The sequence below is a fragment of the Buchnera aphidicola (Kaburagia rhusicola ensigallis) genome, assembly GCA_039830025.1.
Lineage (GTDB): Bacteria > Pseudomonadota > Gammaproteobacteria > Enterobacterales > Enterobacteriaceae > Buchnera_B > Buchnera_B aphidicola_AW.
In genome coordinates this window covers 89757-101811 of the sequence record CP140040.1, presented here as the reverse complement: position 1 = coordinate 101811, position 12055 = coordinate 89757, and the positions used below count along the sequence as shown (strand labels likewise).

Annotated in this window: 8 protein-coding genes; 2 read left to right on the top strand and 6 right to left on the bottom strand. The window is 27.1% G+C overall.

All coding sequences use genetic code 11. The annotated features are described in order from the left end of the window. Nucleotide 1: 1 nt before the first annotated feature. Together hisG and smrB are read right to left on the bottom strand one after the other, a co-directional pair. The gene (hisG, locus tag U0T55_00440) at nt 2-901 is read right to left on the bottom strand and encodes an ATP phosphoribosyltransferase (GenBank protein XBC42894.1); all 900 of its coding nucleotides are present in this window, start codon (nt 899-901) and stop codon (nt 2-4) included. 493 nt (nt 902-1394) lie between these two features. Beyond that, the gene (gene smrB, locus U0T55_00435; GenBank protein XBC42893.1) at nt 1395-1928 is read right to left on the bottom strand and encodes an endonuclease SmrB; all 534 of its coding nucleotides are present in this window, start codon (nt 1926-1928) and stop codon (nt 1395-1397) included. A gap of 418 nt (nt 1929-2346) precedes the next feature. Between smrB and aroC the strand changes: the two genes are divergently transcribed. Continuing rightward, on the top strand, nt 2347-3414 hold the full coding sequence (gene aroC / locus U0T55_00430; GenBank protein XBC42892.1) for a chorismate synthase: 1068 nt from the start codon (nt 2347-2349) through the stop codon (nt 3412-3414). Nucleotides 3415-3886: 472 nt separating this feature from the next. Next, complete coding sequence (gene dapA, locus U0T55_00425; protein XBC42891.1) at nt 3887-4798, top strand: 4-hydroxy-tetrahydrodipicolinate synthase; 912 nt, start codon at nt 3887-3889, stop codon at nt 4796-4798. Between the two features lie 235 nt (nt 4799-5033). Here dapA and dapE read toward each other — a convergent pair whose 3' ends face one another. From dapE to U0T55_00405, 4 genes are all read right to left on the bottom strand, one after another. After that, the gene (gene dapE, locus U0T55_00420; GenBank protein XBC42890.1) at nt 5034-6167 is read right to left on the bottom strand and encodes a succinyl-diaminopimelate desuccinylase; all 1134 of its coding nucleotides are present in this window, start codon (nt 6165-6167) and stop codon (nt 5034-5036) included. Nucleotides 6168-6322: 155 nt separating this feature from the next. Beyond that, on the bottom strand, nt 6323-8326 hold the full coding sequence (tkt, locus tag U0T55_00415) for a transketolase (protein XBC42889.1): 2004 nt from the start codon (nt 8324-8326) through the stop codon (nt 6323-6325). A gap of 97 nt (nt 8327-8423) precedes the next feature. Then, a complete protein-coding gene (gene tal / locus U0T55_00410; protein XBC42888.1) occupies nt 8424-9374 on the bottom strand; it encodes a transaldolase in 951 nt (316 codons plus the stop codon). 1241 nt (nt 9375-10615) lie between these two features. After that, entirely contained in the window at nt 10616-11836 is a 1221-nt protein-coding gene (locus U0T55_00405; protein XBC42887.1) for a beta-ketoacyl synthase N-terminal-like domain-containing protein, read from the bottom strand. Nucleotides 11837-12055: the final 219 nt, after the last annotated feature.

Below are 12055 nucleotides of genomic sequence, written 5' to 3'. Positions count from 1 at the left end.
ACTATTCCATCATTTTTTCAATTGGAAGGACTAAAATAGAACTAGCTCCTAATGATTTCAATTTTTCCATGGTCTCCCAAAATAACGTCTCGCTACTAACCATATGCATAGCTACTCGAGTATCATCTCCAGCTAATTTTAGTATTGTAGGACGTTCAGCACCATGTAATAAATTAATTACTTCTTTTAACTTCTTTATAGGTGCATGCAACATAATATATTTTGACTCTCTTGCTTTAATTACACCTTGAATTCTTGTCATTAACGTATCAATAACACGCTGTTTTTCAATAGAAATATTACCAGTTTTACAAATTAAACAAGCTTTAGAATGAAATATTACTTGAACCTCACGTAATCCATTAGCCTCTAGAGTAGCCCCGGTAGATACTAAATCACAAATAGCATCAGATAATCCTGCTCGTGGCGCTACTTCTACTGATCCATTTAACATACACGATTTAAACACCAAATTATTTTTATCAAAATATCTTTTTAACAAATGTGGATAAGAAGTAGCTATCCTTGAATTATTTAAACAACAAATATCAATATATGCTTTGTTAATTGGTACAGCTAAAGATAATCTACAAATTCCAAAATCTAAACGTTTTAACTTTATGTAATCTATATTATCTGATCGTAGTTTTCGACTTAGAACTTCTTCTTCTAAAACATTTTCTCCAATAATTCCTATGTCTACAACACCATCCATAATTAGTCCGGGAATATCATCATCGCGTACACACATAACATCTATTGGCATATTTTCAGAAAAAGCAATTAATTTCTGTTTATGAAAATTGATTTTAATACCACAACGGGAAAGTAAATCATTGGAATCATTACTTAACCTTCCAGTTTTTTGCATTACCATTCGCAATCTATTATTATGAATCATATGTAATCCTTGTTTATAAATTTATAATATAATTATTATATTTTAAAACATAAATTTATTTCTATAATTCATTTTATAATTTTCCCCGAATTATTTTAAATGCAAAATATAAATATTGTAATAAAGTAACACATATATTGTTAAATTTTTATTTTAAAACAATAATATTTTTAACATTAAAATACGAAATTATTAATTTTAATTAAAATTAATAATTAATTTTTTTAATTCAATTAATGTATAAACAAAAAAATTTAATACTGTACATTATTTTACGCGATCAAATTTTACTATAAAATATAAATATCAACATAACTAATACCAATTGAAAATACTATTTTATTATGCCAGAATTAAAAAATATATTTTTATTCTTTACTTTAAAATTAAACTAAACCACTTTTTTATATCATTACTTATCATTAAATACACTAACAACTTTATACTTAAGTAATATTTAAAATATGAAATAAAACAAAATGAACAATTAATGCTAACTAATTTTAAGATCGACCAAAATAAGAATAGCAGCATGATGACCAAAAATTTTAGGCGCTTGATGAAAAGCTATTATATTAGGATGTTTAGACAACCATAATGGTATTTGCTGTTTTAAAACATTTTTCCCGTGCCCATGAATAATATTAGCGCAAAAAAAGTTCTCTTTATAACAGATACATATCAATTCACCTAACTTTCTTTTAGCCTGATACTGAGTTAAACCATGTAAATCTAAAACAATATCTGGAGTATATACCCCTACTTTTAATTTTCTTAGTTCATCGGAATAACTACTATCTCGAATATAATAGACTGGATCAAAATTAATTAACATGTTTGAATTGTCACAAGAAAAGTAGTGACAATGAGCGTCTTGTTCAAAAAAACGTTTTTTAAACGTTATATTCCTTTGAAATTTATAACATCTTGAATGAAATACAGTATCCTGCTTTATTTTTTGAATTTCGTTAAACTGTTGATAAAACAAAAACAGATCTTCAGAAAATAATGACTTGTTTTTACCCATTTTGATCAATTACCATTGATGATAGACAGTTTCTATAATAATTCCAAATATTACATTTTAATAAAAATTAATAAATAAAATTTTTTTGATATCATTTATTTCTTATTTTAAAAAAATAAACTATTCATTATACAATATATAATTATACTAATTTTCAAAATATTTTATATTACTTAAAAAAATAATTTATACTATTTTTCAGCATATGAAATGTATAATTTTAAATATTAAAAAACATACAAAATTATTTATTAATACGTTGCTAACTATTAAATTCTACAAAATAAATATTTTTTTTAAAATTGATGTATTATATATAAATGTTTAAACTAAAGTGGTACATATAAATATAATTCACTCAATGTTTCAATTATATAATAAAATAATTGTACTAACTATGCAAAATAAAGGATAAAAAATGGCTGGAAATACTATCGGAAAATTATTTAGAGTTACAACATTTGGTGAATCTCACGGATTATCATTAGGATGTATTATTGATGGAATGCCACCAGGAATTGAAATTATAGAGTCAGATTTACAAAAAGAACTAAATAGAAGACGACCAGGACAATCTAAATATACTACTCAAAGATGCGAACTAGATCATATTAAGATATTATCTGGAACTTTTAAAGGAATTACAACAGGAACCAGTATTGGATTAATGATACAAAACACAGACCAAAGACCAAACGATTATAAAAATATACAAACTTTATTTAGACCAGGACATGCAGATTATACCTATCAAAAAAAATATGGAATTCGAGACCCTCGTGGGGGGGGAAGATCATCTGCTAGAGAAACAACTATGCGAGTTGCTGCAGGCGCTATAGCTAAAAAATATCTCCATTTGAATTATGGAATTTTAATTCATGGATATCTAGAACAAATAGGAAATATCATTTGTAAACTTACATCATGGGATGAAGTTGAAAAAAATCCATTTTTTTGTCCAGACATAACAAAATTTCAAGAAATAGATAAGCTAATAAGAAGTCTTAAAAAAGAAGGTGATTCTATCGGAGCTAAAATTGTGATAATAGCTGAAAACGTTCCTGTAGGATTAGGAGAACCTGTATTTGATCGATTAGATGCCGATTTAGCACATGGATTAATGAGCATCAATGCTGTTAAAGGAGTAGAAATTGGAGATGGATTTTCAGTAATTAATCAAAAAGGAAGTCAACATCGAGATGAAATGAACAAAAATGGATTTATGAGTAATCATTCAGGCGGAATATTAGGTGGAATTAGCAATGGAGAAGACATCATTGCAAAAATAGCACTCAAACCAACCTCCAGCATAAGAAAAAAAGGTCAAACTATTGATCATAACGGAAAAGAAGAAAAAATTGTAACTGCAGGAAGACATGACCCTTGCGTTGGGTTAAGAGCTGTTCCGATAGCAGAGTCTATGATAGCTATCACAATTATGGATCATGTACTAAGATATCGTGCGCAATGCATGAAACAAAAATAAAATACTACGCTAACATATTTATATAAATTCTAATCCTATTAAAAAATGATATGGTAATATGCATTAATTTTTTAAAAAAAATTTTATTGCGTTCTTGAACAACATCACTTAACATGCATGTAAAATATATATTATTACAAAAAATTTAAGTATAAAATAACTAATTTTATTATATATTTAACCATAAGTTTTTAAAAAATATAAAAAAATTAAATAGTAAAACATTACCCTATGATGATCATCTTCAAATTATAAAAAATTAGAATATAATATCTGTAATTATTGTTACAACCAAATGTTAATTAAACTAAATAACATTTCTCCATAGCTAACGAAACTAAACATAAATAATATTTTGAACACTGTAACAGTTCAATTTTATAATATTAAAACACATGAACCATTTCGTTTGACAGATGCTAAAAATCTATCAAACATACTATAAAGAATTTATTTATAAGAGAAACAAAAAATGTTTAAAGGAAGTATCGTTGCACTTATAACACCAATGGATGAAAACGGTAATATTTGTCAAACTAGTCTAAAAAAACTAATTAATTACCACGTTGAAAATGGAACAACAGCAATTGTTTCTGTCGGAACAACTGGAGAATCAGCAACTTTAAGTCAAGAAGAACACATTGAAGTAATAATGCTTACATTAAAAATATCTAATCATCGCATCCCAATTATAGCTGGAACAGGATCAAATGCAACATCAGAAGCTATTTCATTAACAAAAAAGTTTGAATCATCAGGAGTATCAGCATGTTTAACTGTAACTCCTTATTATAACCGCCCTACACAGAAAGGACTGTACGAACATTTTAAAGCTATTGCCAAAAACACACACTTACCTCAAATTTTATATAATGTTCCCATACGAACTGGATGTGATTTAATTCCAGAAACAGTCATTAAATTATCTCAGTTACATAATATTATAGGAATAAAAGAAGCTACGGGTGATTTATCCAGAGTACAAAAAATAAAAACTTTAGTAAATGAAAAATTTCTACTTATTAGCGGTGATGATGCTACAGCATTAGACTTTGTACAGTTAGGAGGTCAAGGGGTTATATCAGTTACTGCTAATATAGCAGCGAAAGAAATGACTAAAATATATAATTTAGCTTTAAAAAAAGATTTTACATCAGCTAGGTTACTAAACAACTATTTAATGTTACTACATCGTAGTTTATTTAAAGAACCAAATCCTATTCCAGTAAAATGGCTAGCAAAAAAAATAGGCCTAATTAAAACAGATACTTTGCGTTTACCACTAACTCCTATTTCAAAACAAACCAGTCTAATTCTTGAAGCAGCTTTAAAGTTTTCTAATATTAGTACATATAAAAAATTTTTCATGAATTCAAAAAAGTAAAATTATATAAACATTCAAGTTTAAAAGTGTTGACGAAAAAAGAAAACTTTTAATATTTAAAAAATATATCACTACTAATTTTACAATGTCGAATAAAATTTATAAATAACTAAAATGTTAAACTAAATCTCTAAAATTAATACTAATTTTTAAAAACAGGGTGTTAAAAATATTTGATACTCTGTTTATTTTTACATATCAAAAAATTTGTTTCTTACTAAACATATGAAAACTATCAAATGTCTAACAATAATCTTTTAATAATGTTCTTATATATATCACTTAACAATTGTAAATCTGAAATTTTGATATGTTCATTTAATTGATGTATAGTTTCATTAGTTAGTCCTAACTCTAATATTTGAGATCCCATTTTGGAAATAAAACGTCCATCAGATGTACCGCCAGTAGTTAACAATTTTGGAGTAATTCTACATAAATGTTGAATTACATCAGTTGTTACATCTATTAATAATCCTGACTTGGTAACAAAAGGTTCTCCAGACAACTTCCATTGTATACTATATTTTAAATTAGCCTCACATAACAATTTTTCAACTTTACTTTTAAAGTCATCTATAGTAAGTACACTACCAAAACGCAAATTAAATTTTAATGATAACTGTTCTGGTATTACATTATCACTATTGGCACCAGACTTAATTTCATAAATTTGTAAACTACTTGGCGGGAAAAAACTATTCCCACAATCCCACTTAATAGATACTAAATTATTTAAAAAAGATAAAACATTATGAATAGGATTATTCGCTAGATGAGGATATGCAATATGTCCTTGCTTTCCATAAATATGTAAATGTGCAGTTAAAGAACCACGTCGACCATTTTTAATCACGTCTCCCAATAATACAACGCTAGATGGCTCTCCTATTAAACAATATTCTATTTTTTCTTGTCTAGAGAGTAAATTTTCAACTATTTTTTTAGTACCATATATTGCTTTAGATTCTTCATCGGAAGTAATTAAAAAAGCTAATCTTCCAGTATGGTTTGGATATTTTTTAACAAATGTTTCAACAGCAACAATCATAGCTGCTAACGCTCCTTTCATATCGGCAGCACCACGACCAAATAAACATTCATTATAAATAGTAGGAACAAAGGGAGGAAATTTCCAATTTTTATTGTTTCCACTAGGAACAACGTCTGTATGTCCAGAAAAAGCTAACGTAGTACCCTCTCCTCTATAAGCCCAAATATTATATGTACCATTACAGTTCATATGCTCAACAGAAAATCCTGCATTAATTAATCTATGAGATATTATTTTTTGACACCCCAAATCCATAGGACTAATAGAAGGAATGGCAATAAGTTGTTTAGCTAAACTAACTATAGGACAAATCATAAATATTCCTTATATATAAAATCTAAATTTTATTTTAAGTATTTTAACTGCTATATTACATAATATGTTGCATAAAGCATCGTTCTAGAGTAATTACAATCTGTCAAAAGTATATAGTTATTGTAGTAGGGGTTATTGAGACCCCTATAAAAAATTTATGAACTTAATAATTTTACTATTTTCTCTACTATATCTTTAACACTAAACCCAAACTTTTTAAACAATTCATCGGAAGAAGCTGAATACCCAAAAGAATTAACTCCAAAAGCTATTCCATATAATCCTACATATTTATACCAATAATCAGATACTCCTGCCTCAATTGAAATACGTTTAGTAACAGACTTAGGTAATACTAATTCTCTATAACAATGATCTTGTTGATCAAAAACATTAGTTGATGGCATAGAAACGATTCTAATACGATAACCTTTTTTAATTAATTTATCATAAACAGAAAGAGCAATACTCACTTCTGATCCAGTAGCAATGATAATCGCATTAATATTGTTATCAAAACTATTATCTCTTAAAATATATCCTCCACGAGAAATATTGTTTGTTTCTATCAAACTCCTAGAAACATGCAATAAATTTTGACGAGATAATATCAAAGCTGTCGGACCGGACTTATGTTCTAATGCTAACTTCCATGCTATTGCAGTTTCTACCTGATCACAAGGTCTCCATACATTCACATTAGGAATTAAACGGAGAGTAGACAATTGTTCTACAGGTTGATGTGTAGGACCATCTTCTCCTAATCCTATAGAATCATGAGTATAAACAAAAATATGTTGCGTGTTCATTAATGCAGCCATACGTATCGCATTACGAGCATAATCGGAGAAAACTAAAAAAGTAGAAGTATAAGGAATGAATCCCCCATGATGGAACAATCCATTTGCAATAGCAGTCATTCCAAATTCGCGAACTCCATAATGAATATAATTTCCAGACACATCCTCCGAGATAGATTTAGAACCAGACCACATACTGAGATTACTCGGAGCTAAATCAGCTGATCCACCAATCATCTCTGGTAATAACGTATTAAAAAACTCTAAAGCATTTTGAGAAGCAACTCTAGTCGCTATATCGTTAATATCAAGACACAACTTATGAATAAATTGATTGCAATTTTCTTCCCATGAATTTGGAATAATGTGATTTATACGACGAATATATTCATTTGCTAAACTAGGATATACTTTTTTATATTTTAAGAAGTTTTTATTCCACTCATCTTCTAACAATTTTCCTTGCACTACAAAATTCCAACTCTCATAAATTTCTTGCGGTATAAAAAATGGAGGAAAACTCCATTTTAAATTTTTTCTAGTTAAATCAACTTCTAATTCACCTAATGGCGATCCATGAGAATCTTTTGTACCAGCTCGATTAGGTGATCCAAAACCAATAATAGTTTTACACATGATTAAAGAAGGTCGATCTTTTATTAATACAGATTTTTGTATAGCATCAGAAATAGAATTAGGATTATGTCCATCAACGTCATATATTACATGCCAATGATAAGATTCAAATCGTTTTCCTGTATTATCTGTAAACCAATTGCTTACATTCCCATCAATAGATATACCATTATTATCATAAAATACAATTAATTTCCCTAACTTCAGAGTACCAGCTAAGGAACACACTTCATGCGAAATTCCTTCCATTAAACAACCGTCACCAACAAATACCCAAGTATAATGATCTACTATGTTATAATCAGGTCGATTAAAAACCATGCCTAATGTACGTTCAGCGATTGCCATTCCTACCGCAGTAGCTAAACCTTGCCCTAACGGGCCTGTAGTCATTTCTACTCCAGGAGTATGTCCTATTTCAGGATGACCAGGAGTTTTTGAGTGTAATTGTCTAAAAGATTTTAATTCTTCTAACGATAAATCATATCCCGTAAGATGTAATAAGCTATATAGAAGCATAGAACCATGTCCATTAGAAAGAACAAAGCGATCTCTATTATTCCATAATGGATTACATGGATTATGTTTTAAAAAATCTCTCCATAATACTTCAGCAATATCAGCCATACCCATTGGCATACCTGGATGTCCAGATTGTGCTTTTTGTACTGCATCCATGCTTAATACTCTAATAGCATCAGCTAATTTTTTTCTCGAACACATAAAATTATTCCTTCACACACAATTAAAACCAATAAAATTCCTATAACATTTATCGAAATAAATTCTGCAAGCAAAAAATTAAAAAATAAAATACTGCTTACATCTTACTTTTAATTATTCTTTCTAATTCAATTTGATCTCTTCCAAATTGACATATGCCCTCAGATAACTTTTCTACAGCCATAGCATCTTGATTATGCATCCATAAAAAGTCACTCTTAGATAAAACACTAACGGGTTTATTTACAACATTTGGAACATTCAGTTGTCTTAAAAAGTTATCATTTTGTGATTGTAACTGTCGTAATAAAACAGGAGAAATAGTTAAATAGTCGCATCCAGATAATGCTAAAATTTGTTGAATATTTCTAAAACTTGCTCCCATAATAATCGTTCTATATCCATGACTTTTATAATAATCATATATTTTACGAACTGAAATAACCCCAGGATCATTATAACCTGAATACTCTTTTATCAATGATTTAGATTGATACCAATCATAAATTCGACCAACAAATGGAGAAATTAAAAAAACTTTTGCTTCAGCACAAGCTCTTGCTTGCGCAAAAGAAAATAGTAATGTTAAATTACAATTAATATCAAGATTTTTCAATTCTTCCGCAGCCTTAATGCATTCCCAGGTAGCTGCTAATTTAATCAATATTCTAGATTTACTAATTCCTTCTTCTTCATACATAGAAATTATCTTTTCCGATTGTTTAATGCACAAATCAGTATTAAATGATAATCTCGCATCAATTTCAATAGATACTTTTCCAGAAATCACTCCTAAAATTTCTTGACCTAACATAACCGACACTTTGTCAACAGCATTGAGTAACTGATCTTGATATGTACCTCCTTTTTTTTTAGCATAATTAATAGAATGAACAATAATATATTCGTATTCAGGTAAAGTAATTACTTTTAAAATAAGAGAAGGATTAGTAGTAGTATCTTCAGGAAGATATTTCTTTATCAACTTCATGTCTCCACTATCTACTACAATTTTACTATACTGTTTTAATAATTCTAACTGATTCAATGGATTATATTCCTTTCAATAATTCAAAAAATATGATACATGTAAAACACTATAAAAAATTAAAATAACAATGTTTACTTGCTTTTATAAATAAATATTTATATATATTATACATAAGAAATCAAATATAAAATATAACATTTTAAAAAACCAAAATTAATACATTTTGTTTTTCATTTTTCACTAAATTTGTTTTAATATTATTTAATATATATATTTACTTTTACTGTATTTTTGTTAATTTTCCAATACTTCTTTACTAAATAATAACTTATGCCATAATACAAACTTAATATTCTAAAAAACTAAATTAAGTTTATCACGCACAAAATATAAGTTATGTAAGCTTTAAAAAAGATAACGTATTAAAGTTACTTGTTATTTGCACTTTGTAATAACAATCATATAAGGAAAGATTAAAAAATTTATTGCACTGAAATAAATTTTAACATTGATTATTGCAATAAATATAAATTCCATATAATCATTAAATTACTGGTTTACAACAATTTATATGTTTAAATCCTAATACTTTTCTTCAATCGATTACAAACATTACATTGTACTAACATATAATAAAACATTCATATTTCGTTTTAAAATAAAATATATTACACACTATTTTATAATTTAAATTTAAATTATTTAATTACATACGTAAACTATATTGTCTTCACAATAACTTTCAAAATATAAAAATTTTATTACGATATACTCATTTAAAATTAAGAAAAAATTATTTGAATTAATGTCTCAATCTATATGTGTTTAAAAACTAAAAAATAAAATATTATACAAATATTATAATTTAGTTATAAAACTGCTTCTAATTTAAATAATTATACATTTTTAAAAATAATAATTAGATAGCATTAAAAATATAGAAACATTTTTCATATAAAGTCTATAAATAATCAATATATATATCCGATTAACTAACTAATTTTAAGCAAACATTCATGCATCATCATACACAAAATCAGTCTATAAAAAATAAAACTTAAAAACATCTGAATCTAACTATAGTTTATTTTTCTAAAAGTTTATACTCGTACATAATTTGGAAATACCAGATAACAGTCTTAAACTATTACAAAAAATTTATAAAATTAGGAAATTATCATATAATACATATATTGTGCTAAACATATTATATATAAATATACTATCGAAGCACTAAATATATTTAAACCATTATTTAATATAAACCATGAACATATAACAATATCAATTTACATAAATTAATAAAATTTTTTTATAACTAAGGAAACGTTAGTTCCTCCAAATCCGAAACTATTTGACATAATAACAGATACTTGTTTCTTTAAAATCACAGTCAAAATATTACAATTTTTTGCTACAGGATCTAATCGAATAATATTAATGCTAGGAACAAGAAAACTATGCTCTAACATCAATAAACTATAAATTATTTCTTGTACTCCTGACGCGCCTAATGCATGCCCAGTAATAGATTTAGTTGATGAAACAATTGGAATATTAGTACTACTAAACACTTTTCGAATAGCATTTAATTCTACTAAATCACCTATTTTAGTGGATGTACCATGAGCGTTTAAATAATCAATAGAACTTTTATCTATTGTTTTTGTAGCTAAATTCATACACCTAATAGCTCCGTCTCCGGATGGAATGACCATATTAAAACCATCAGAAGATGTACCATATCCAATAATTTCAGCATATATACGAGCTGACCTAGATAATGCATAATTTAATTCTTCTATAACCACTATTCCTGCTCCTCCTGAAATAACAAATCCATCACGATAGAAATCAAATACTCTAGACGATGCAGTAGGATCTGAATTATAATTCGTTGACAATGCTCCCATTGCATCAAATGTGCAAGCTAATTCTTGACTAATCTCTTCACCTCCGCCAGCAAATATAACATCTTGTTTACCTAATTGTATTAGTTCTATTGCATTTCCTATACAATGTGCTGAACTAGAGCATGCTGAACTAATAGAATAATTAATACCATATATTTTAAATGCAGTACCCAAACAAGCAGATATGTTAGAAGTCATAGATTGTATTACTACATAAGGACTAATAGATTTTAATCCTCTTTTTTTTATAGCATTTACACCGTTTACTTGACATTTTGGTGATCCCGAACTAGAACCAACAATTACCCCAACTCTAGAATTATTTTGATACATTTCAGTAGTTAAATTAGCGTCTTTGATAGCTTCTTTCATGGATAAGTACGAATAAATAGATGCATTATTCATAAATCTCATAGTCTTACGACTGATACATTGCGAAACGTCCAACTTAACGTTACCACATACATGACTTCTCATTCCAAATTGTTTCATTTCTTCTGAAAAAGAAATACCTGATTTAGTATACAATAATGAATTTAATACTTCTTGTTTGTTATTTCCAATACTGGAAATAATCCCTAATCCAGTAATTACTACTCTTTTCACTAACATCACCTTTCTATAAATTTAATACGAATAAGCATATAATAGTTTTTATAAAAGAACATAAAAAATTAAATAGTACACCTATAAAAAATTATATTTAAACGTACATAATATAAATCATGAGTAATATTATTACTATTAATCTATTGTTTATTTAACGAGAAAGTGAAAAATTTAATACCAATCATAATAAACACACATATATTCATAATAAAAATA

Bases quoted from the DNA above. Each gene is read 5' to 3' on its own strand.
- hisG (XBC42894.1), bottom strand. From the start codon at position 901: ATGATTCATAATAATAGATTGCGAATGGTAATGCAAAAAACTGGAAGG.
- smrB (XBC42893.1), bottom strand. From the start codon at position 1,928: ATGGGTAAAAACAAGTCATTATTTTCTGAAGATCTGTTTTTGTTTTAT.
- aroC (XBC42892.1), top strand. From the start codon at position 2,347: ATGGCTGGAAATACTATCGGAAAATTATTTAGAGTTACAACATTTGGT.
- dapA (XBC42891.1), top strand. From the start codon at position 3,887: ATGTTTAAAGGAAGTATCGTTGCACTTATAACACCAATGGATGAAAAC.
- dapE (XBC42890.1), bottom strand. From the start codon at position 6,167: ATGATTTGTCCTATAGTTAGTTTAGCTAAACAACTTATTGCCATTCCT.
- tkt (XBC42889.1), bottom strand. From the start codon at position 8,326: ATGTGTTCGAGAAAAAAATTAGCTGATGCTATTAGAGTATTAAGCATG.